The organism is Variovorax sp. V213 (assembly GCF_041154455.1).
Taxonomy (GTDB): Bacteria; Pseudomonadota; Gammaproteobacteria; order Burkholderiales; family Burkholderiaceae_C; genus Variovorax.
Genome location: NZ_AP028665.1, coordinates 638552 through 660773 on the forward strand (window position 1 = coordinate 638552; position 22222 = coordinate 660773).

21 protein-coding genes are annotated in these 22222 nt (G+C 69.2%); 11 read left to right on the forward strand and 10 right to left on the reverse strand.

Going from position 1 to position 22222, the window contains the following annotated elements:
• Positions 1–23 precede the first annotated feature (23 nt).
• Both ACAM55_RS28185 and ACAM55_RS28190 read right to left on the reverse strand, forming a co-directional pair.
• Complete coding sequence (locus tag ACAM55_RS28185) at positions 24–398, reverse strand: TraR/DksA family transcriptional regulator (protein WP_369656561.1); 375 nt, start codon at positions 396–398, stop codon at positions 24–26.
• Positions 395–1972 (reverse strand): trypsin-like peptidase domain-containing protein, encoded by a 1578-nt coding sequence (locus ACAM55_RS28190; RefSeq protein WP_369656562.1) that lies wholly within the window; start codon positions 1970–1972, stop codon positions 395–397. Before ACAM55_RS28190 ends, ACAM55_RS28185 begins: the two co-directional genes overlap by 4 nt.
• 110 nt (positions 1973–2082) lie before the next feature.
• On the opposite strand from ACAM55_RS28190, the gene ACAM55_RS28195 reads away from it, so the two are divergent.
• On the forward strand, positions 2083–2484 hold the full coding sequence (locus tag ACAM55_RS28195; RefSeq protein ID WP_369656563.1) for a hypothetical protein: 402 nt from the start codon (positions 2083–2085) through the stop codon (positions 2482–2484).
• Positions 2485–2529: 45 nt separating this feature from the next.
• Here the strand turns inward: ACAM55_RS28195 and ACAM55_RS28200 are convergent, their stop codons facing one another.
• Both ACAM55_RS28200 and ACAM55_RS28205 read right to left on the reverse strand, forming a co-directional pair.
• A complete protein-coding gene (locus ACAM55_RS28200; RefSeq protein ID WP_369657488.1) occupies positions 2530–3519 on the reverse strand; it encodes a zinc-dependent alcohol dehydrogenase family protein in 990 nt (329 codons plus the stop codon).
• 98 nt (positions 3520–3617) lie between these two features.
• The gene (locus tag ACAM55_RS28205) at positions 3618–4271 is read right to left on the reverse strand and encodes a BON domain-containing protein (protein ID WP_369656564.1); all 654 of its coding nucleotides are present in this window, start codon (positions 4269–4271) and stop codon (positions 3618–3620) included.
• Between the two features lie 148 nt (positions 4272–4419).
• On the opposite strand from ACAM55_RS28205, the gene ACAM55_RS28210 reads away from it, so the two are divergent.
• Together ACAM55_RS28210 and ACAM55_RS28215 are read left to right on the forward strand one after the other, a co-directional pair.
• Positions 4420–5415: a hypothetical protein gene (locus ACAM55_RS28210; RefSeq protein ID WP_369656565.1), complete on the forward strand. Its 996-nt coding sequence runs from the start codon at positions 4420–4422 to the stop codon at positions 5413–5415.
• 195 nt (positions 5416–5610) lie between these two features.
• Positions 5611–5883 carry a hypothetical protein gene (locus tag ACAM55_RS28215; protein ID WP_369656566.1) on the forward strand — a complete coding sequence of 91 codons (273 nt, stop codon included), beginning with the start codon at positions 5611–5613 and terminating at the stop codon, positions 5881–5883.
• Between the two features lie 34 nt (positions 5884–5917).
• Here ACAM55_RS28215 and ACAM55_RS28220 read toward each other — a convergent pair whose 3' ends face one another.
• From ACAM55_RS28220 to groL, 3 genes are read right to left on the reverse strand one after another with little or no spacing between them, the layout of a single operon-like run.
• Positions 5918–6103 carry a hypothetical protein gene (locus tag ACAM55_RS28220; protein WP_369656567.1) on the reverse strand — a complete coding sequence of 62 codons (186 nt, stop codon included), beginning with the start codon at positions 6101–6103 and terminating at the stop codon, positions 5918–5920.
• Positions 6104–6110: 7 nt separating this feature from the next.
• Positions 6111–8486 (reverse strand): endopeptidase La, encoded by a 2376-nt coding sequence (gene lon, locus ACAM55_RS28225; protein WP_369656568.1) that lies wholly within the window; start codon positions 8484–8486, stop codon positions 6111–6113.
• 30 nt (positions 8487–8516) lie between these two features.
• Positions 8517–10145, reverse strand: coding sequence for a chaperonin GroEL (gene groL / locus ACAM55_RS28230; protein WP_369656569.1), 1629 nt, complete (start codon positions 10143–10145; stop codon positions 8517–8519).
• Between the two features lie 373 nt (positions 10146–10518).
• On the opposite strand from groL, the gene ACAM55_RS28235 reads away from it, so the two are divergent.
• The 5 genes from ACAM55_RS28235 (at position 10519) to ACAM55_RS28255 (ending at position 14909) form a co-directional block, all read left to right on the forward strand.
• Positions 10519–11169, forward strand: coding sequence for a thermostable hemolysin (locus ACAM55_RS28235; RefSeq protein WP_369656570.1), 651 nt, complete (start codon positions 10519–10521; stop codon positions 11167–11169).
• Entirely contained in the window at positions 11166–12614 is a 1449-nt protein-coding gene (locus tag ACAM55_RS28240) for an AMP-binding protein (RefSeq protein WP_369656571.1), read from the forward strand. Before ACAM55_RS28235 ends, ACAM55_RS28240 begins: the two co-directional genes overlap by 4 nt.
• 20 nt (positions 12615–12634) lie before the next feature.
• The gene (locus tag ACAM55_RS28245; RefSeq protein ID WP_369656572.1) at positions 12635–13315 is read left to right on the forward strand and encodes a TenA family transcriptional regulator; all 681 of its coding nucleotides are present in this window, start codon (positions 12635–12637) and stop codon (positions 13313–13315) included.
• Positions 13312–14196: an SDR family oxidoreductase gene (locus ACAM55_RS28250; protein ID WP_369656573.1), complete on the forward strand. Its 885-nt coding sequence runs from the start codon at positions 13312–13314 to the stop codon at positions 14194–14196. Before ACAM55_RS28245 ends, ACAM55_RS28250 begins: the two co-directional genes overlap by 4 nt.
• A gap of 113 nt (positions 14197–14309) precedes the next feature.
• Positions 14310–14909, forward strand: coding sequence for a tetratricopeptide repeat protein (locus tag ACAM55_RS28255; protein ID WP_369657489.1), 600 nt, complete (start codon positions 14310–14312; stop codon positions 14907–14909).
• Positions 14910–14922: 13 nt separating this feature from the next.
• Here the strand turns inward: ACAM55_RS28255 and ACAM55_RS28260 are convergent, their stop codons facing one another.
• The 3 genes from ACAM55_RS28260 to ACAM55_RS28270 are packed head-to-tail and all read right to left on the reverse strand — an operon-like array spanning position 14923 to position 17254.
• A complete protein-coding gene (locus ACAM55_RS28260) occupies positions 14923–16278 on the reverse strand; it encodes an ATP-binding protein (protein WP_369656574.1) in 1356 nt (451 codons plus the stop codon).
• Positions 16275–16949, reverse strand: coding sequence for a response regulator (locus ACAM55_RS28265; RefSeq protein WP_369656575.1), 675 nt, complete (start codon positions 16947–16949; stop codon positions 16275–16277). The genes ACAM55_RS28260 and ACAM55_RS28265 overlap by 4 nt, the downstream gene beginning before the upstream one ends.
• 59 nt (positions 16950–17008) lie before the next feature.
• Positions 17009–17254, reverse strand: a complete 246-nt coding sequence (locus ACAM55_RS28270) for a hypothetical protein (RefSeq protein ID WP_369656576.1) — start codon at positions 17252–17254, stop codon at positions 17009–17011.
• 195 nt (positions 17255–17449) lie between these two features.
• Between ACAM55_RS28270 and ACAM55_RS28275 the strand changes: the two genes are divergently transcribed.
• The 3 genes from ACAM55_RS28275 (at position 17450) to ACAM55_RS28285 (ending at position 22220) form a co-directional block, all read left to right on the forward strand.
• Complete coding sequence (locus ACAM55_RS28275) at positions 17450–18958, forward strand: thymidine phosphorylase family protein (RefSeq protein ID WP_369656577.1); 1509 nt, start codon at positions 17450–17452, stop codon at positions 18956–18958.
• Positions 18959–19102: 144 nt separating this feature from the next.
• A complete protein-coding gene (locus ACAM55_RS28280) occupies positions 19103–19822 on the forward strand; it encodes an ABC transporter ATP-binding protein (RefSeq protein WP_369656578.1) in 720 nt (239 codons plus the stop codon).
• 7 nt (positions 19823–19829) lie between these two features.
• A complete protein-coding gene (locus tag ACAM55_RS28285; protein ID WP_369656579.1) occupies positions 19830–22220 on the forward strand; it encodes an ABC transporter permease in 2391 nt (796 codons plus the stop codon).
• Positions 22221–22222: the final 2 nt, after the last annotated feature.

Genomic DNA, 22222 nt, shown 5'->3' on the forward strand with positions numbered 1-22222 from the left:
CCGGCGGAGATGCAGGTAGACGGTCAGCGGCGCTGAGCCCGCTCCCCCGCGGCTTGGCAGGCGGCGCAGCGAATGGCCGTGGGCTGTGCCAGCAGGCGTTCGCGCGGAATGTCCTCGCCGCAGTCGATACAGATGCCGTAGCGGCCTTCGGCCATGCGTTGCTGCGCCTGCTCGATCTCGCTCAACCGCTGGCGATCGACCTCGATTTCGGCGAAGCGCACATCGTTCTGCCGCACGGTTTCGGCCTCGTCGGCATGGCTTCGGACGTCGTGCGCATCCTCGGTCGAGCTTCCATCGATGCCCGGGGCGGTCTCGCGCAGCTCCTTCAGGGCCTGGCTCTTCATGAGATCGAGTTGCCGGGCCAGCGCGTCGCGGTCGGTTGCGTTCAGATGTTTCATTGCGTTCTCGTTGAAATCGGCGTTCGGGGGGTTGGAGTGCGTGCCGCGGGCTGTTGTTCCGGCATGCGGACCGCGACATAGGCGAGCCGCCGGTCGCGCAGCACCAGCAGCGCGACCGACCGGCCGGCCGGCATGCGCGACAGGGCTTGCCTGAACTGATCGACGCGATCGAGCCGCGTCTCGTTGAGGGCCACGATGAAATCGCCGGCGCGGATCCCTTCGCTGCGTGCGAGGCCGGTGGCGTCGCGAACCAGCAGGCCGCTGTCGATGCGCAATTGCGCCTTCTGCGCCGCGGACACCTCGCCAAGGCTCAGGCCCAGGCCGTCGTTCCATTCCGGCGGGTCGGCGGACAGGAGGGAGACCTTGGCGACCCGCCGTTCGGACGGCGTGATCCAGACGGTGTGCTGCGCGCCGTGTCGCCAGATTTCCATGCGGCTGCGGTCGCCCGGGACGCGGTCCTCGATCTGGCGCAGCAGGTCGGTCAGGCGCAACACCGCTATGCCGTCGAAGGCCGTGACGATATCTCCCTGCGCAAGACCGGCGGCGTGCGCGGGGCTGTCTGCGTCAACGCGGACTACCAGCGCTCCCGAGCTTGCGGGCAGCGCGAAGGATTGGGCCAGCGCGGGCGTCAACTCTTGAAATTCGGCGCCCAGGTGGGCGCGCCGGACGGTGCCGCCCGCGCGCAGCTGCGTCGCGATCCGCATCGCCAGGTTGATGGGCACGGCGAACGACAAGCCCATGTAGCCGCCGCTGCCGCTGTAGATCATCGAATTCATGCCGACGACCTCGCCGCGGCTGTTGAAGAGCGGGCTGCCGGAGCTCCCTGGATTGATGGCGACGTCGGTCTGGATGAAGGGAACGTCCCCGGCCCCGCCCACGAGACGGTCGACGGCGCTGACCACGCCCGCGGTCACGCTGCCGTGGAAGCCGAACGGCGCGCTGATGGCGGCAACCCAGTCGCCCGGCGCCAGCCGCGAGGAATCTCCGATGACGGCGGCGGGCAGGCCGGTGGCATCGATTTTCAGCAGGCCGACGTCGCTGCGCCTGTCGGCGCCGACCACGCGCGCCGTGAAGCGCCGGCCGTCGTCGAGACGGACCTGAGCTTCGTCGATGCTGGCGACCACATGCGCGCTGGTGAGGATCAGACCGTCGCTGCTGACGATCACGCCCGAGGCCAGGTCACGGATCTGGCTGACGCGCACGCTGGCCGGCAGCGGCCAGGCGAGGCGATCGGCGAAGTCGTGCTCGGGTGCGATCTCCAGTTCGATGTCCTCCGGACTCTGGTCGCGCCCGATGCGCAGCGTGCTGATGTCGACGACCGAGGCGCTGCGGCTTGCCACAAGAGAGGAAAAGACTGGTGCCGAAGGCGCCCCGGCCGATCGGGCGGCGCCAAGCCCCGGCGTAACGGCCGGTGCGGGCGCTGTGGCGCACGCCGTGAGCGCCGCGAGCAGTGCGGCACACGCCGGAGCGAGGAAGATGCGCTGGATCGATTGCACGAGGTATCCGATCAAGACACCTGCGTGCAGGAGCAAACGACCACGAGGATCTTGTTCATGGCTGTGCTTGATGTGCATTCATGGAGCGATCAATGTAGGCCGCGCCCGGCACGGCTGGCTTGATCTTCGTCAATCCGGCGGGCCGGAGCCGAACCGATGATTCCTTGTCAACTTTTCAAGGATTCGCCATGAACGTTATTCACATTCTGGGAGCGGCTTCACTGGCATTCCTGGCCGGTTGCTCCGCGTTGCCCTCGATGGACGGCAAGCAGCCCAAGGATCATGCGCTGCACCATCCGTCCGCAGGGCCTGCGCCCACGGCCATGAAGTCGGACCTGCAGATGGCGCAGATGCGCGAGATGCATCAGAAGATGATGTCCGCCAGGACCTCGCAGGAACGCCAGGCGCTGATGGCCGAGCACATGAAGGCCATGCAGGGCGGGATGTCGATGATGTGCGAGATGGGCGCCGCGCCGGGCCCGCAGTCCGGTGCCCCGGCCGACGAAATGATGAAGCGCTGCATGGCCATGAAGGACATGACCATGCAGATGATGCTGGACCGCGAAAAACTCCAATCGCCCGCGCGGTAGGGCGGGCCGGCGCTGGCCGGAACAGCGCGATGGCGGGAGGCCCGTTCAGGGCACCAGAACCGCGGCTCCTTCGATCCGACCTGCGCGCAGGTCGGCCAGTGCTTCGTTGGCCTGCGCCAGCGGATAGGTCCTGACATGGACCTGCAGCGGATGCGTCTGTGCGAAGTCCAGGAACTCGCGGGCGTCGGCGCGGGTCAGGTTTGCCACGGATGCCACGCTGCGCTCTTCCCAGAGCAATCGATAGGGAAAGGCGGGGATGTCGCTCATGTGGATGCCGCCGCACACCACGCGTCCACCCTTGCGTACCGCGCGCAACGCGGCCGGCACCAACTCGCCGGCAGGCGCAAAGATGATCGCTGCGTCCAGCGATTCGGGCGCCTGCTCATCCGACGCACCGGCCCACCTGGCGCCGAGGCCACGCGCGAAGGCTTGCGCCTCGTGGTCGCCGGGCCGGGTGTAGGCGTAGACGTCGCGGCCCTGGGCAACAGCCGCCTGCGCCACCAGATGCGCCGCGGCACCAAAGCCGAAGAGCCCGAGCCGGTGCGCGCCTTCGCCCGCCGCCTTCAGGCTGCGCCAGCCGATCAGTCCGGCGCAGAGCAGGGGGGCAAGGCGGGCGGCATCCGGTTCGGGCATGGCCAGCGGAAAGCAGAATACCGCCTCGGCGACCACGTGGCTCGCGAAGCCGCCGTCGCGGTGGTAGCCGGTGAAGCGCGGTGCGTCGCACAGGTTCTCGCAGCCGGTGATGCAGAAAGCGCAGCAACCGCAGCTGTGGCCCAGCCACGGCACCCCCACGCGGTCGCCGATGCGATGGCCTTCCACACCCGCACCGAGCGCCTCCACCACGCCCACGATCTCGTGCCCCGGCACGATCGGCAGCACGGGCAGCGGCAGTTCGCCGTCGACGATATGCAGGTCGGTGCGGCAGACCGCGCAGGCCAGCACGCGCAGGCGCAGTTCGCCGGGGCCGGGGAGAGGGACTTTGCGCCGCTCCAATTCGAGCGGCAGCATCGGCGCGCTCAGAACCATGGCGTGCATGGAGTCAGGCTCGTCAGTCATGTCGACACTCGCGCCGAACGCTTCGGCCGTGGCCGCGCCGACGCCGGCGGTTCCGCCGGCGACCAGCGCGACGCGCGTCAATTGTCCACCGCGAGGTCGTTCACCACCAGCGAAACGCCGGGCGCTGCCCACGCCGCGCCCTGCACCGCATTGCGCTCGGCCCAGGAATGGACCTTGCCGCGCAGCGTGACCTGGGACCCGTTCACCGTGATGGCCAGGTGCTTGGCTTCGCGCTCGGCCTGGCGCGCGAGCGCGTCGTGAATCTTCTTCTCGACGTCGGCGGGACGGACCTTGGGCGTGACGATGACCAGGTTGGACACGCCTCTCACGCCCATCAGGCTGCGCACGGCGCTTTCCGCGGCACGGCGCTGGTAGTCCCATTCGACCTCGCCGTTGAGCGTGAGCCAGCCTTTTTCCACCATCGGGCGGATCTTGCCGTCCGGCACCAGCACATTCCATTCGAGCGCGCGTTCGGCGGCCATCGCAATGTCGGCATCGGTACGCTCGTGGTCGAACGGCAGCTTGACCGAAAGTTCGACGGCAACGGCCTTCACGCCGTGCACGCGCTGCACCGCGCGTTCGACGGCGTACTTCTCGGCATAGCTCGCCAGGTGGCCGCTCAGGGTGACCACGCCATCCTTGACCGTCACGCCGACATCGGCGGCCGTGAACGATGGATCCCAGGCCAGTTCCGCCTGAATGTCGTCTCGCAATTGAGCATCGGTTTTCATGGGGTGTCCTTGCAGTGAATGAGGTTGAACGGTCCCGCGAAAGAAACCGGCGGCCACCGTGCATTGACTGTATGAACGCTGCGCGTCCGCCGCATTGCGCTGGATCAAATCGCCCGGCAGGGAGCCTCCGGAGGGGGGAAAATGCACCATGACTCGATGCTTCGACATCTGCAACGGTGATGCCGACGGCCTCTGCGCGGTCGTCCAATGGCGTCTTCAGGACACCCGGCCGGCCGAGCTCGTGACTGGGCTGAAACGCGACATCGCGTTGCTCGCCCGGGTCGTCGACGTCCAGGCGGGTGACCAGGTCAATGTGTTCGACCTGTCCATGCAGCGCAATCGCACCGACTTGCTGCGATTGCTCGACCGGGGCGTGCACGTGCGCTACTTTGATCACCATGCGTCCGGAGGAATTCCCTCCCATCCCCACCTGGAATCCCATGTCGACGAGGCCAGCGATGTCTGCACCAGCCTTCTGGTCGACGCCCATCTGGGCGGTGCGCGCCGCGCCTGGGCGCTCGTCGGCGCTTATGGCGACAACATGGCCGCCGTCGCCGACCGGCTGGACTTCGGCGACGGCTTCGAGCCCGGAGACCGCGCCGGACTGCGGCGCCTGGGCGAGCTGATCAACTACAACGCCTACGGGGACGACGAACGCGACGTCTGCATCCCGCCGCGCCAGCTGTACCCGCTCATGGCACGCTACGCAGACCCGCGCGACATGATGGCGCACGAACCCATCGTCGACGACATCGACGCCATGCGGCGCGGCGACCTTCGGCTGGCGGCGAGTGCGACCGTGCTCTGGCAGGGGCCCGCGGGCAGCGTGCACATGCTGCCCGACGCGCCATGGAGCCGGCGCGTGCTCGGGTGCTTCGCCAACCACCTGGCCGACAAGGCGCCGGACTTCGCGCACGCCGTGCTGAGACCTGCGGGCGATGGCTGTGTCGTCAGCGTGCGGGCACCGCTGGCGAATCCCCAGGGTGCCCATGCGCTGTGCAGCCGGTTCGGTGGCGCCGGACGCGCACGCGCCGCCGGCATCGACAGCCTTGGCGCCAGTGACCTGGCGCGCTTCATTGCCGCCTTCGCCAGCGCGGGCTGGGCCAGTGGGTCGGCGAATCCCGGGCCTTCGGAATCTTCATGAAACAGGGGATGCGGCCGGGCCTCGACCTGTTGCTCGCTGCTCGCATGGAACTGCTGGACGCAGGCCCGCAGTGTCGTGGCGTCGGCGCGTTGCGGCAGGTTCCCTTGACGTGCGTCAATCCTGTGGAAAAGCACCACGCCTAGCATGGGTGATGCGTGCCGGGATGCACGCCAACATGATGGAAAGGACGATGCCATGAACGCGACAATTCATGCCGCCACGCAAGCGCTTGAGCGGGCCCTGGACGAGACGGTCGGCGAGGCGCGGTTCGCCGAGGCCGGCGACAAGCTGATCGCGAACTTCAAGCGGGCGTGCTCGCAAGTCGACGCGCTGCAGGGCGAAACCGTGCGCGCGGCGAGATCGGCGGTTCGCCGCACCGACCGGGCAATCCACCGTCATCCCTACAGCGCGATCGGCGTCGTGGCGGTGGCTGCGGTCATCGTCGGGATCCTGGCGGCCAGGCGCTGACCCGCGCCTCTTGCGATCGCCTGGCTGCTCCCGGCTATCGGCCGCCGCCCGGCGGCTGGCGGCGCATCCATTCCCTGGCCTTGGCAATGCCGATGCGAATGGCCTTCCCGTCGTCATACCCCTCGGCGAGCAGGGCGTTGGCGATCTCCACCGCCTTTTGCCGCACGCGCGGCGGCAGCCGGCGCATGGCCGCGGGGTAGCGCTCGGCGGTCCAGGGCATGCTTCGCTCAGCCGCCCGCCGCGTCGGTGCGCGGCTCCTCGGCGGGGGCCAACCCGTGGCGTATCGCGTCGTCCACCGTATCCAGCCCGACGATGCGAAGCGTCGCGCGAACGCTGTCGGGGACATCGCGCAGATCCTTCAGGTTGCGCGATGGCAGCAACACGGTGCGGACACCGGCGCGCTGCGCCGCGAGCACCTTTTCCTTGATGCCGCCGACCGGCAGCACCAGGCCGCGCAGGCTGATCTCCCCGGTCATGGCCACGTCGTGGCGCACCGGCCTGTCGGTGTACAGCGACGCGAGCGCAATGAAGAGCGCAACGCCGGCGCTCGGGCCATCCTTGGGGATGGCTCCGGCCGGGATATGCAGATGGATGTCGACGTCTGCGAAACCCGCCGGCGACACGCCCAGCGAGACTGCGCGCGCCTTCATCAGCGTCAGCGCGGCCTGCGCGCTTTCCTTCATCACGTCGCCCAGGTGGCCCGTGAGGTTCAGCTTGCCATTGCCCGGCACCCGCGTCGCCTCGATGAAGAGGATTTCGCCGCCCGCGGGCGTCCAGGCCAGTCCGGTGGCCACGCCTGTCACGTGGCCGTTACCGGTCAAGGCGGCTTCGTGTTCGTAGGGCGCGGGGCCCAGGATCGCATCGAGGTCGCGGGCGTCGATGCGGATGTCGGCCGTCGAGCCTTCGGCGACCTTCACCGCTGCGTGCCGCATGACGCGCCCGAGTTCGCGCTCGAGCTGGCGCACTCCCGCCTCGCGGGTGTAGTCCGAGACAATGGCCCGCAGCGCATCGGCCGAGATCTCGCATTGCCCTTCCTTCAGGCCGTTGGATTCGCGTTGGCGCTGGATCAGGTAGGTCAGCGCGATCTGCATCTTTTCTTCCTGCGTGTAGCCCGGCAGTTCGATCACCTCCATCCGGTCGCGCATCGGCGCCGGGACGTTGTCGATCACGTTCGCGGTGGCGATGAACACCACCCGGCTCAGGTCGAAGGGCACGCCCAGGTAGTTGTCGCGGAAGCTGTTGTTCTGCTCGGGGTCGAGCACTTCGAGCAGCGCTGCGGAGGGGTCGCCCTGGGCGCTCGCGCCGATCTTGTCGATCTCGTCGAGCATCATCACGCAGTCCCGGGCGCCGGCGCGCCGCAGTCCCTGCACGATGTTGCCGGGCATCGCGCCGATGTAGGTGCGCCGGTGTCCCCGGATCTCGGCCTCGTCGTGCACGCCCCCGAGCGACACGCGCGTGAAGGGCCGCTGGATCGCGCGCGCGATGCTCTGGCCGAGAGAGGTCTTGCCGACGCCCGGCGGCCCCACGAAGCACAGGATGGGCGCGCGGCCGGTGGGGTTGAGCTTTCTCACCGCGAGAAACTCGACGATGCGCTGCTTCACGCGCTCGAGCCCGAAATGGTCGGCTTCGAGCGACCGGCGCGCCGCCGCGAGGTCGAGCGGCGCCTCGGGCTCGATGGTCCATGGAAGCTCGACCATCCAGTCCAGGTAGTTGCGCAGCATCGAGTATTCGCCCGACGCGTCGGGCATCCCGCGCAGGCGGCCGAGTTCCTTGCGGGTGTGCGCCTCGACCTCCGCAGGCATGCCGGCCGCGGCAATCGCCGCTTCGATCCGCGCGAACTCCTCGTCGTCGGCGCCCGTTTCGCCGAGCGCGGCCTGAATCGTCTTCAGCTGCTGGCGCAGCACGAACTTGCGCTGCTGGTCGTCGAGCTGCTCCTTGGTCCGCTCGCCGATTTCCCGCGACAGCCGAAGGACCTCCAGGCGGTGCGAGAGCAGCTTCAGGAGCTGGCCGACGCGCTCCGAGGGCGACAGCATTTCGAGCAAGGCCTGTTTCTCGTTCACATCGGCGTCGATCACGCTCGCGGTGATGTCGGCCAGGGCGGACGGCTCGCGCGTGGTCTGCAGCGCATGCACCAGCTCCGCCGGCACACTGGGCAGCAGCGACAGGAGTTCGATTGCGCGCTCGCGAAGCTGAAGCGCCAGGGCTTCGGACTCGGCGGACACGTCGGCGAGCTCTTCGACGATCTCGATCTTCGCGGCAAGGTAGGGTTGGCCTTCCACGGGTGCCACGATGCGAAACCGTTTCAAGCCCTGACAGACGGCGTGGTGCTGGCCTTCGCCGGAATCCAGGTGGTGCACGATTCTTGCCAGGGTTCCCACGCCGCACAGGCTGGCGACCGACGGATCGTCTTCGCCCGGTTCCTTCTGCAGAACGATGCCGATCGGCACGTCGTCGGCAATCGCATGCTGGAGTGCGGCGATCGATTTTTCGCGTCCCACGCTCACTGCCGTCACGACATGCGGGAACAGGACGAGGTTGCGCATCGGGATCAGCGCCGCCGTCTCGGGCAACACGGCGGCGGGGGGCGCGACGGGGGCGGTCATGTGGTTCTCCATGGACGCGAGCGGCGAGCGTCAGTAGAGATCGCCGCCGGGGCCGCGTTGAGCGTCCGGAGAGTCCTTCTTCGGAGCGATGGCGATCATGCAGTCGGTGGTCAGGATCAGGCTGGCGATCGATGCGGCGTTCTGCAGGGCCAGGCGCGTCACCTTGGCGGGATCGACGACGCCCATCTCCAGCATGTCGCCGTACGCGCGAGTCGCCGCGTTGTAGCCGTAGCTCGGCTGGGCCGCCTCGTCGACCCTGGCCAGCACGATGGAAGGCTCGTCGGCCGCGTTGCTGACGATGCGGCGCAAGGGCTCCTCCAGCGCGCGCTGGACGATCTTGATGCCCGACGCGTGGTCGAGGCTGGGAGCGGCAAGTTGCCTCAGGCTCGTGCGCGCCCGCAGCAGCGCCACGCCGCCGCCCGGGACGATGCCTTCCTCCACGGCCGCCCGCGTCGCGTGCAGCGCATCCTCCACGCGCAGCTTGCGCTCCTTCAGCTCGGTCTCGGTCGCGGCGCCCACCTTGATCACCGCGACGCCGCCCGAGAGCTTCGCCACGCGCTGGTCCAGCTGTGTGCGCTCATATTCGCTCGTCTGCGCTTCCCGCTCCTGGCGGATCGCAGCGATCCGATCGCGGATGGCCTGGGGTTCGCCAGCGCCGCCGATCAGCGTGGTGCTGTCCTTGTCGATCACGACGCGCCGTGCACGGCCCAGGTGCTCGAGTGTGGCCTTTGCCAGGCTCAGGCCCAGTTCGTTCGAGATCACCTGCCCGCCGGTCAGGATGCCGATGTCCTGCAGCAGCAGCTTGCGCCGGTCGCCGAAGCCCGGCGCCTTGACCGCGCAAGTCTTCACGACGCCGCGCATGCTGTTGATCACCAGCGTGGCCAGGGCATCCGCATCCACGTCCTCGGCGATCACGAGCAGGGGGTCGCCCGACTTCGCCGCGGCTTCGAGCAGCGGGACGAGGTCGTTGATCGCCGACAGCCTCTGGTCGCACAGCACCACCAGGGCGTTCTCCAGGAGCACGGTCTGCTTCTCGGCATTGTTGATGAAGTAGGGCGACAGGAAGCCGCGGTCGAACTGCATCCCCTCGACGATTTCCAGCTCGCTGACGAGCCCCGAGCCGTCCTCGATGGAGACCGCGCCCTCGCGGCCGGCCCTGTCCATCGCGCGTGCGACGAGGTCGCCGATCGACCGGTCGTTGTTGGCCGAGATCGCGGCCACGTGCGCGACCTCCTGCGAACTCGTGCAGGGTTGCGAGATCACCTTCAAATCGCCCACGACGGCCTCGACCGCGAGGTCGATGCCGCGTTTGAGCTCCATGGGGTTCATGCCCGCAGCCAAGTACTTCAGCCCTTCCTCGATCATCGCGTGGGCCAGCACGGTGGCGGTGGTGGTGCCGTCGCCCGCCATCTCGCTGGTGCGGGCAGCGACTTCCCGCAGCAATTGCGCGCCCATGTTCTCGAACCGGTCCTCCAGCTCGATCGCCCGGGCGACGACCACGCCGGAGTTGACGATCTGCGGCGCGCCGTATTCGCTGTCGATGATCACGGTGCGCCCGCGCGGACCGAGCGTGACCTTCACCGCTTCGGCCAGTGCATCCACGCCGCGGCGAATCTTGTCGCGGGCCTCTTGGCGAAAAAGCAGTTGCCTGGCAGTCATCGGGAGAATCTCCAGTGGCGGCAGCGCGCAGGCCGCGCGGGTTCAACGGTCAGGCGCCTACAGATGATCTCCGGCCACAGCGTGGTCGATGCGAGGCTGCAGTGCCACACGATCCTGCGCACCCTGAGACGGACCTTGGCTTCCTGCGGAGCGCATTGCCCATTCTGGACAGCGCGGGCCGCGGCGCATTGCGCTGGATCAAGGATCTGCCCCGACGTCTGTCGGGACAGGTGCGCGCGAGCGCCTCTTCCGGCCGGCGCCGGGGCGGCGAATGCCCTGCGGCGGCTTCCTTAAGCTTGCGTTAATCGGCGGCCGCGACCATGCACCCCATGCCCGGACCGTTTGCTGGCGGCGGGTTTCCTGAGGAAAGTGCATGTTCATGTCCCTGTCGTCGCGCACCCGCATGGTCGAGCCGCCAGCCGGCGTCCCCGCCACGCCCCCGGCCGAATTCGCGGTGCACGGGCTCCACGATCCGCACCGCGCCGCGGTCGAGGAATTCATCCGCGGGATCTACGAGCGCCGCTACGGCGCGCAGGTGACGCACTTTGCGCCGTGGCTGGTGAGCCTGCGCAGGAACGGCGAACTGGTCGCAGCGGCCGGCTACCGCAACGCCGCGCGCGACACGCTGTTTCTCGAGCACTACCTTCCAGCGCCCGTCGAGGTGCTGCTCGCTGGATGCGCGGGCACGCCGGTGGCCCGCGAGACCATCGGCGAGGTCGGCCATCTCGCTGCAAGCCGGGCGGGCGAGGGACCGCAGCTGATCCAGCGGCTGGCGCCGCATCTCGCGGCCGAAGGCTTCGAGTGGATCGTCGGCACGGTGACCCAGGAGTTGCGCAAGATGCTCGTGCGTCTCGGTGTCGTTCCGTTGACGCTCGGAGCGGCCAACGCATCCGCGCTGGGTGCCGACGCCGCGCACTGGGGCAGCTACTACGACCACCATCCCGTGGTGCTGGCCTGCCAGCTGAGGCTTGCATTGCGCCACCACCTGGCGCGCCGTTCCAAAGCGCCGGGAGCGCGAAAGTGAGCCCGCGTGCAGAGGCGTCCGGCGTGGCACTGGACGATGGCGGACGCCGGGTCACGTTCGCCGAACTGGACGACGAAGCGAACCGGCTCGCCGAACGGCTGCGGGCAGAGGGCGCCCGCGTCGTTGCCACCCTGATGGACAACTCGCCCGCCTGGGTGGTGGCCGACCTGGCTGCGGCGCGGGCGAAGGTGGTGCATGTGCCGCTGCCGGTGTTCTTCGCACCCGGACAGATCGACCATGCGCTGCGCGCCGCCGGTGTGGACACTGTGCTGACCTTGCCGCCTCTCGCCGCGCGCTGGCCGGCAGGCGCAGCTTCGGACCTTGCGGTCGCAGGCCAGCCGCTGTCGATCGTGCATCTGGCGGCGGCGGCCCCGCCGATGCCCGTGGGCACGGCCAAGATCACCTTCACCTCCGGCACCACCGGCGCGCCCAAGGGCGTGTGCCTCGATGCCGATGCCATGCGCCGGGTGGCCGAAGGCCTCGTCGAGGCGATGGCGCCGCTCGACATCCGCCGCCACCTCTGCGCGCTGCCGTTCGCGGTGCTGCTGGAGAACATCGCGGGCGTGATGGCGCCGCTGCTGCGCGGCGCCACCTGCGTCACGCTGCCGCTGCAGCAGCTGGGCCTGAACGGCTCCTCGGGCTTCGACGCGGACCGGTTTCACGCCTGCGTGCTGGCGCAGCAGCCGCACAGCATCATCCTGCTGCCGCAGATGCTGCGCGCCTGGTCCGGCTACCTGCTGCAGAGCGGCCAGCGCGCGCCGGACTCGCTGAAGCTGGTGGCCGTGGGCGGCGCGGCGGTGGGCGCCAAGCTGCTGCACGACGCGCGCGCGCTCGGCATTCCGGCCTTCGAGGGTTATGGCCTGTCCGAAGGCGCTTCCGTGCAGACGCTCAACCTGCCCGGGCACGACCGTCCCGGCACGGCCGGCCGCGCGCTGCCGCATGCGCGGCTGCGCATCGCGCCGGACGGCGAAGTGGAGGTGGCCGGCAGCCTGTTCCTCGGCTACCTCGGCGACGCCACCGCGCCGCCGCAGTGGTGGCCCACCGGCGACCTGGGCCGGATCGACGCCGACGGCTACCTGCACATCAGCGGCCGCAAGAAGCATCTTCTGATCACCGCCTTCGGCCGCAACGTGTCGCCCGAATGGGTCGAGACGGCCCTGCGCGGCGAGCACGCCATCGCCCAGGCCGTGGTGTTCGGCGATGCCCAGCCGGCGCTCTGCGCCGTGCTCTGGCCGGTGCGCGCCGACGCCCCCGATGCGCAGCTGCAGGCCGCCGTCGACGCCGCCAATGCCACGCTGCCCGACTACGCCCGGATCCAGCGCTGGGTCCGCGGCCGGGCGAACTTCGATGCCGCATCCGGCATGGCCACGGCCAACGGCCGTCCGCAACGCGCGGCGATCCTGCCACTGCACGCCGATGCCCTCGGCATCGCCGCCGCACCCTGACCGAATCCACTGGAGTCCCCATGAGCTTCCATGACCGCCTGGTCGAACAGACCGCCGACACCCGGGCGAACCTGCTCGGCACGCCCATCATCCAGGGCTGCCTGCGCGGCGAGGTCTCGCTGCCGAGCTACCTGGCCTTCCTGCGCGAGGCCTACCACCACGTGCGCCACACCGTGCCCCTGCTGCAAGCGTGCAAGGCGGCATTGCCGGCACGCAACGCGTGGCTGCGCGAACCGCTCGACGAATACGTCGAGGAAGAGCGGGGCCATGACGAGTGGATCCTCGACGACATCCGCGCATGCGGCGGCGATGCGCAGGCCGTGCGCGACGGGCAGCCCGGCCATGCCACCGAGGTCATGGTGGCCTACGCCTACGACACCATTGCGCGGCGCAACCCGCTCGGGTTCTTCGGGATGGTGCACGTGCTCGAGGGCACGAGCGTGTCGCTGGCGCTGATGGCCGCCGACCAGATCCAGAAGCCGCTGCAGCTGCCCGATGCTGCGTTCACCTACCTGCGTTCGCACGGCATGCTGGACCGGGAGCACACCGCGCATTTCGAGCTGCTGATGAACCAGGTCGAGGACCCGCAGGACCAGGCGGACATCATCCATGCCGCGCGCGCCTTCTACCGCCTGTACGGCGACGTGTTCCGCAGCCTGCCGCTGCCGCAGGCGAACACCGGCGCGGAGGTGAAGGCATGAAGACCTCGCAAGCCCGGGTGTTGCTGACCGGCGCGAGCGGCGGCATCGGACAGGCCGCGGCCACCCGGTTGGTGAACGCCGGGGCATCGGTGATGCTGGTGGGTCGATCTCCGGCGCGGCTGGCGATGCAGGCGCGCACGCTGGTTCGCGACTGCGGCGTGCCCCGGCCCACGGTGGAATGGTACGCAGCCGACCTGACGCGCATCGCCAGCCTTGCGGCCATTGCCGAGGTGGCTTCCGGGTGGGGCTGCAACGTGCTGGTCCACAACGCGGGCCTGTCGGGCTTCGGCCGGCTCGAATCGCTGGCCGCCAACGACATGGCGCAGGTGCTGCACCTCAACCTGCTGGTGCCGATGCTGTTGACCCAGGCCCTGCTGCCCCATCTGCGCAGCCTGCCGCGGGCGCAGATCGTCTGCGTGGGTTCGGTGCTGGGGCGCCTGGGCCTGCCGGGCTTCAGCGTGTATTGCGCCAGCAAGTTCGGGCTTCGCGGATTCGCGGAATCGCTGCGCCGCGAACTCGGCGATACGCAGGTGCGCGTGCAATACCTCGGCCCGCGCACCACGCGCACCGATTTCAACAACGCCGAGGTCGAAAGCTACAACGAGGCCACGGGCACGGCGACGGACCGGCCCGACATCCCAGCGGCGGCGCTGCTGCAGCTCATCGAGAGCGAGGCCGCCGAGTGCTTCCTGGGCTTTCCCGAGAAGCTGGCCGTCCGGCTCAACGGGCTCGCGCCGGAGTTGCTGGACGGCGCGTTCGACAAGCACCGGCGCGCGCTGCCGCCGCCCGTACAGCCGGCGCAGCCCTTTCTCGAGGGCCCGGACACCCCGGGCGCTCCCGCCGAAGCCGATTCCCATTCGCTGCTGCACAGCGCACATTGACCCACGGAGGACGACACATGACACAACAAGCCCTTTCACTCGCTTCGCCCATGCCCACTGCGGTGAATCGCCGTTGGCTGATCGGCATCGCCGCCGCCGCGCTCCTGGGAGCGATGGTTCCGCGCGCGTCCTTCGCGGCGGGCGTCGAAGACGCCGTCGTCGACCTGCAGCACGACTGGGAAGTGATCCGCTACCAGACGCCCGCGCCCGAACGCGGGAAGCGTTTCGAGGCCCTGGCGGCCAAGGCCCGCAAGGTGAGCGAAACCTACCCGGGTCGCGCGGAGCCGCTGGTCTGGGAAGGCATCATCGTCAGTTCATGGGCCGGTGAGAAGGGAGGCCTCGGCGCGCTGGGGCTGGTAAAGCAAGCCAAGGCGCTGTACGAAGGTGCGATCGCGATCGACGGCGATGTGCTCGACGGCTCGGCCTACAACAGCCTGGGCGTTCTCTACTACAAGGTCCCGGGATGGCCCGTGGGTTTCGGCGACAAGGCCAAGGCGAAGGAACTGCTGCAGAAAGCGCTGTCGCTCAACCCGAAGGGGATCGATCCGAACTTTTTCTACGGCGAGTACCTGGTCGAGACGGGGCAGGCCGACCTGGCCGTCGCGTACCTCGAGCGGGCATTGCAGGCGCCGCCGCGGCCGGGCCGGCAGGTGGCCGACAGCGGGCGGCGCGAGGAAGCGCGCTTGCTGCTGGAGAAGACCAGGGCCAGGTAGGCCGGCTGCTCCTTCAGCGGTGCGCCGCATCGAACTGGAGCGTCACCTTCACACCCCGGCCGCCTGCGCCGGGGCCGAACAGCAACTCGAGTCCGTGCAGCTCGGCAATGCGCCGCACGATCGAAACCCCCAGGCCGCTGCCGCCTTCCTGCTGGCCGTCGGGCCGGTAGAAGCGCTCGCCCAGCCGCGTCAGCTGCTCGGGCGACAGGGGCTCTCCTTCGTTTTCGAGCTCCAGGTCTTCGCGCCCGATGCGCAGCACCACGCTCGATCCTTCCGGCGCATAGCGAACCGCGTTATCGAGCAGATTGCGCAGCAGCATCGTCAGCAGATGCTCGTCGCCCAGGAGCGGCAAGGGGTGCGATCCCCTTGGCGGCCACTCGCAGGCCAGCTCGATGCGGCGGCGCTCGGCCGTCGCCAGGCAATCGCTCATGGCCTGTTCGACGATCCGTGGCCATTCCACCTCTGTGGTCAAGGGTGGCGCGACGCCGGACTCCACGCGCGAAAGCGAGAGCATCTGCGTCATCAGCCGTTCCATGCGGTCGAGGCCGGCGCTGAGCTTGGCTTCGGCCGCGGCGCGTTCGGTCTGGCTGCCTGCGCGGCGCACCACGTCCCACTGGGCGCGCAGCACGGCCAGGGGCGTGCGCAGTTCGTGCGCGGCGTCGGCCGTGAAGCGGCGCTCGCGCACCAGCAACTGGTCGATGCGGGCGAACAGACCATTCATGGCGCCCAGCAGCGGCTTGAGCTCGGCCGGCGCGCGCTCGACGGGCACGGCCTGCAGATCGTCGGCCTTTCGGCGGCGCAGCTCGGCGGTGAGCTGGTGCATGGGCGCCAACGCACGGCGCACGGCCCATGCCATCACGGCCAGCAGAAAGGGCAGCACCAGCAGCCAGGGGACAACCTGCGTCACCGTGAGGCCGTACACCAATTCGTCACGCTCGTACGCATCCTGGCCGGCGGCCACCAGCCAGGCGCCGTCGAAGGACTGCAGGTAGTAGATGCGCCACATCCGGCCCTTGACCCTTTCGTCGACAAAACCGCTCGCGTCGGGCCGCCGCGGCAGCACCACGCCTTCGTGATCCGACAGCATGAGGCGGCCTTTCGCGTCCCACGCTGCCACGGCGAGATCCCGGACGTCCGACTCCCCGGCCTCCCTGGTGCCTTCCCGGGGCGGGGGCGGCAGCACCGGGGTGGTCCCCGGATAGCTGGGGCTCAATGTGGACTGCACCTGGCGCGCCAGCCGGATCAGCTCGGTGTCGTAGAGCTCGTTGACCTCGTGCCGCGCGCGGCTGATGGAGAAGTACAAGGCCACGCCCCAGACCAGCGGCGCGCAAACCAGCAGATAGAGCAGAAGGCGACGCTGCAGGCTCATGGCGATGGCTGGCCGGACCCGAGCGCATAACCCACGCCGCGCACGGTCCGCACGATGCCCGGGTCGATCTTGCGCCGCAGGTGGTGGATGTGGACCTCGAGGACATTGCCTTCGGGCTCCGTGCCGCTCCAGTCATAGAGCTTTTCCTGCAGGTGGGCCTTCGAGAGCACGCGCTGCGGCTGCGCCAGGAGCGCCTCGAGCACCGCCAGTTCGCGCCCGGTCAGATCGACGCGTTCGCCCTTCCAGTGCACGAGTTTGCTGGCGGGGTCGTACTCGAGCGCTCCGTGCTGCCAGACCGGTTGCGCGCGGCCGGCGGCACGGCGCACCAGTGCCCGAAGGCGAGCGGCGAGTTCGTCGATGGTGATGGGCTTGACGAGGTAGTCGTCGGCCCCGGCATCGAGGCCGGCGATGCGCTGTTCGACGCCGTCGCGCGCCGTCAGGATGAGCAGCGGCAGTTTCAGCCCCCGATCCCGCCAGCGGCGCAGCCAGGTCATGCCGTCGCCGCCCGGAAGCCCCAGGTCCAGCACCAATGCATCGAACGAGGCGCCGGACAACGCTGCATCGGCCTGGCCGCCGTTGCCGAACCAGTCGACGGCATGGCCGAGCTGGCGCAGGCCGGTGGCCAGCGCATCGCCGAGCAGGGGATCATCTTCGACAATCAGCAAGCGCATGTGAATGCGGCTCGAAACCGGGAGCGCGGAAACCGCCGCGGCGGTGCAGGCGCATGGCCTCAGAAGCCGGCCAGAGCCAGGATGCGAGACAGTGTAGACCCGCTCATGCCGAACCACTCGTCGTCGAAGGCGTTGTAGACGCCGCACACCAGTGCGGCGGCACCGATGGCCAACAGCAGCATGACGGCAAGGGCTGCGACATCCGCAAGGCGGGCACGGCCTGGGGCGGCCGGGGCTTGCGCACCGGGCGGCTGCGGCGCGCCGGCGCGCGATGGCGCGGCGCGGGACTGGGCTGCAATGTCCATTGGCATCTCCACGTAGGCTCATGTCGCGACCACCCCATGGGTCACACGATTCACATGATGGCGGCGGCAGATTCGATTTGCCTTAAGACGCCCGCAGAACACGGATTCACGGGACAGCGCCGGCCCGCTCGCTTGACGGGCATCAACCCCCTTTCGCGCGGCGCGTGCCAAGCTTCATGCAGCCAAGGAGCGCCCATGCCGCCACACAACCGCCTGCTGGCCCGCCGTGCCGGCATCGACACCTACCAGCAGTCGGTGGTCTACATGCGCAGCGACTGTGCGGTTTGCCGGGCCGAAGGCTTCCAGTCGCAGGCGCAGGTCGAGGTGATCGGCAACGGGCGCCATCTGTTCGCGATCCTGCACCAGGTGAACAGCGACTGGCTGCGCAACGACGAAATCGCGCTGTCGGAGGCGGCCTGGAACCTGATGGGCGCGACCGAGGGCGAAGAGCTGATGGTGCGGCACCCGCCGATACTCGATTCGCTGGCGCATCTGCGCAACAAGGTGCACGGCGGCAGCCTGGCCTACGCCGCGCTGCGCGCACTGATGGAAGACGTGAGCCATGGGCGCCTTCCCGACATCCACCTGGCTTCCTTCGTGACGGTCTGCGCCGGCCGCGGCCTCGACCTGGGCGAGACCGTGGCGCTGACCCGCGCCATGGTCGACGTGGGAGAGCGCATCGACTGGGGCGCCTCGCCCGTGATGGACAAGCACTGCATCGGCGGACTGCCGGGCAACCGGACCACGCCTTTGGTCGTTGCCATCGTCGCGTCGTGCGGCGTGGTGATGCCCAAGACTTCGTCGCGCGCCATCACGTCGGCGGCGGGTACTGCCGACGTCATGGAGATGCTTGCGCCCGTCGACCTGGACCTGGCGGCCATGCGCCGTGTGGTCGAACGTGAAGGAGGATGCGTCGTATGGGGCAGCGCCATGCGCGTCAGCCCGGCCGACGACATGCTGATCCGGGTGGAGCGGCCGCTCGGCATCGACAGCGAGGGCCTCATGGTGGCGTCCATCCTGTCCAAGAAGGCGGCCATGGGCTCGCAGCGCGTGCTGATCGACATTCCCGTCGGTCCCCTGGCCAAGGTGCGCAGCGACGCCGCTTCCAGCCAGTTGTCGCGCAGCCTGGTATCGGTCGGCGCCGCGATGGGCATGCAGGTACAGACGGTGTTCACCGACGGCAGCCAGCCGGTCGGCCGCGGCGTGGGCCCCGCGCTCGAAGCGATGGACGTGATGGCGGTGCTCGAACGCCGGGCCGACGCGCCGCAGGATTTGCGCGAACGCGCGCTCCTGCTGGCCGGGCTCGTCCTGGAGATGGCGGGCAAGGCCGCGGCGGGTGCGGGACAGGCGATGGCGCGCGAGGCGCTGGATGGCGGCCGCGCCCTCGCCAGGTTCATTGCGATCTGCGAAGCGCAGGGCGGCCTGCGCGTGCCGCCCAAGGCCGCCCATACGCACTGCGTGACCGCTCCCGCCAACGGCGTGGTGTCGGCGATCGACACCCGCCTGGTTGCGCGCATGGCCAAGCTGGCCGGCGCGCCGCGCGACCCGGCCGCCGGTGCGACGCTGCACGTGCGCGTGCAGGACAGCGTCAGGCTCGGCCAGCCGCTCTTCACGCTGCATGCCGAAAGCCTCGGCGAGCTTCAGTACGCCATGAGCTTCGTGCGCTCTCAACTGCCGATCGTTGGCATCGAGCCCGCGCCATGAGGCGGCGGCAGGCAGGGTTCGATGCGACCGACCCAGGATGCCATGTGCAGTCGGCCGCTGGCGCCAGATTCTTCGATCAGGCAGGCTGGCCTGGAGTTGACGAAGATCAGAACCCGGAGCGGCATCGCGCCGCAGGATCGACGCATGCCTCCCGATCCACTGCTTCCCGTCTTCCGGGCCCGTGGCCTCGGAAAGACCTATCGTGCCGGCGACATCGATGTCGTGGCGCTGCGTGATGTCGATCTCGACATCATGGCGGGCGAGTTCGTGGTTCTCCTCGGACCTTCCGGCAGCGGCAAATCGACCCTGCTCAACATCCTGGGCGGCCTCGAGGTGGCCAGTACCGGCAGCCTGCACTACTTCGATCTGGATCTGATCGCCGTCGGCGACAAGGCGCTCACGCGCTACCGGCGCGAGCACGTGGGGTTCGTGTTCCAGTTCTACAACCTCATACCCAGCCTCACGGCCCACGAGAACGTGGCGCTGGTCACCGACATCGCGACCGATCCGATGCCGATCGACGACGCGCTGGACCGCGTCGGCCTATCGGCGCGGCGCGACCATTTTCCTTCCCAGCTCTCGGGCGGCGAGCAGCAGCGCGTGGCCATAGCCCGTGCCATCGTCAAGCGGCCCAGGGTGCTGCTGTGCGACGAACCCACGGGGGCGCTCGACTACGCGACCGGCAAGCTGGTGCTCGACGTGATCGCACGCGTCAACCGCGAGCTCGGCACCACCACGCTGGTGATCACGCACAACGCCTCGATCGCGGGCATGGCCGATCGCGTGATCTCGCTCGGCGACGGGCGGGTTCAGAAGATCGAACGCAATGCGCGCCGTCTCGCGCCGGCGGAACTCTCGTGGTAGCACGGCCATGAAAGCGCTCGACCGGAAACTGCTGCGCGACCTGCGCACGATGTGGAGCCAGGTGCTCACGATCGCGCTGGTGGTGGCCAGTGGCGCCGGCGGCTTTCTCACCAGCCTGTCGGCGATCGACTCCCTGGCCGACGCCCGCGACATCTTCTATGCGCAGGGACATTTCGCGGACATCTTCGTCACGGTCAAGCGCGCACCGCTTTCGCTCGTCGAGCAGCTGCGCGGCGTGCCGGGCGTGGCCGAGGTCCAGCCGACCATCGAGCAGGTCGTGCGCATACAGCTGCCGTCGAGCAGCGACCCCGTGCTCGGCCAGCTGATCGGCATCGACCGCGTGACGCCACCGCGCCTGAACCAGGTGAGCATCGTGGCCGGCCGGGGTTTGTTCGATGGCGCCGCGGCCGCGGGCGGCGGGCTCGATGCCATCGACGCACTGGTGTCCCTCGGCTTCGCGCAGGCGCGCGGCCTGAAACCCGGCGATACGTTCGGCGCGCTGCTCAACGGCCGGCAGCGGCAACTGCGCGTCGTCGGAACCGCGGTGTCGCCGGAGTTCGTGTTCGCAGGCCTGTGGGGCATGCCGGACCAGCGCGGGTTCGGCATCTTCTGGATCGACCAGGAGGTGCTGGCGGGCGCCTACGACATGGAAGGTGCATTCAACACGCTCGCGGTCCGGCTCGCTCCGGCAGCGGTGCGGCGCGTCTCCGACGCCGAGGTGGCCGACGCGCTGGCCCGGCCGCTGGCGCCCTACGGCGGCGCCGCGCCGCGCACGCGGGAGGAGCAGGTGTCCCACGCCATGCTCGACAACGAGATCAAGGAACAGCGTGTGCTCGGCATCATGCTCCCGTCCATCTTCCTCGGGGTGGCCGCCTTCCTGCTCAATGTCGTGCTCGCGCGGCTGATCGCCACGCAGCGCGAGCAGATCGCCGCGCTGAAGGCGCTGGGCTACGCGAATCGCGCCATTGCCGCCCATTTCCTGAGCCTGGTGCTGGTGATCGTCGTGCTCGGCCTGGGCCTGGGCATCGCGCTGGGCGACTGGCTGGGTGGCCGCCTGGTCGGCCTCTATGCGGAAGTCTTTCACTTCGCGGCGTTCGAGCACCGCATGGACCCGCGCCTCGTGCTGCTGGCGTCCGGCGCGACGCTGGCCACCGCTCTGCTGGGCACGCTCTCGGCCATCGCGGCCACCGTTCGGCTGACGCCGGCCGAGGCCATGCGGCCGCCGGCGCCGGGGCGCTACCGCCGTACGCTGGCCGAACGGCTCGGCGTGGCGAATCTCAGCCCGGCCCTGCGAATGATCCTTCGCAACATGGAGCGCCGCCCGTTGCGCACGGGCCTGTCGATCGGCGGCGTCGCGGCGGCGGTGGCCATCGTGGTGATGGGCAACTTCTTCCGCGACGCGATCGAGGTGATCGTCGACAGCACCTTCACCTTGTCGATGCGCAGCAACGTCTCGGTCTGGCTGGTGGAACCGACGGACAACGCCGTTGCGCTGCAGCTGGCCCGCCTGCCCGGCGTGCTCGCGCACGAGTCGCTGCGCGACGTGCAGGTGACGCTGGTCAACGGCCATCTGCGCAAGCGCCTGCAGATCCGGGGCGGCCCGGTGCGAAGCGAGTTGCTGCGCATCGTGGACGCGAGCGGCCGGCAATCGATGCCGCACGGCGATGGGCTGCTGCTGACCGACCGGCTGGCCGAGAAGCTGGACCTGCGCGTGGGCGACGTGGTGCGCGTCGAAGTCCACGAGGGCCGCCGGCGCACTTTCGAGGCGCGGGTGGACGGCACGGTGACCGAGATGATGGGATTGAACGCGTACATGAACCGCGAGGCCCTGAACCGCGCGCTGGGCGAGGGCGACATCGCGACCGGGTTCGTGCTCGCGCTGGAGCAGGGCAGCGAGGCGCGGCTGCTGCAAGCCATCCAGGCGCTGCCACGCGCGGCCGGCGCATTCAGCAAGGCGACGATGCTGCGCAACATGCAGGAGGTGACGGCGCGCAACATTCTGATCATGAGCACGGTGCTCACGCTCTTTGCCTCGGTGATCGCCGTGGGCGTGGTCTACAACAACGCCCGCATCGCACTGGCCGAGCGCGCGTGGGAGCTGGCCAGCCTGCGCGTGCTCGGCTTCACGCGTGCGGAAGTGTCCGGCCTGTTGCTGGGCGAGATGGCGATCGGCATCGCGGTCGCACTGCCGATCGGCATGCTCGCGGGTGACGCGCTGGTCCACCTGATCGCCTCGCTCCTGAAGTCCGACCAGTTTCTTTTTCCCGTGGCGATTCGTGCGCGGACCTATGCCGTGGCCGGCCTGGCGGTGGTGGTGGCCGCGGCAGCCAGCGCGCTGATCGTGCGCCGCCGCATCGATCGCATCGACATGGTCTCCGCCCTGAAGACAAGAGAGTGAAA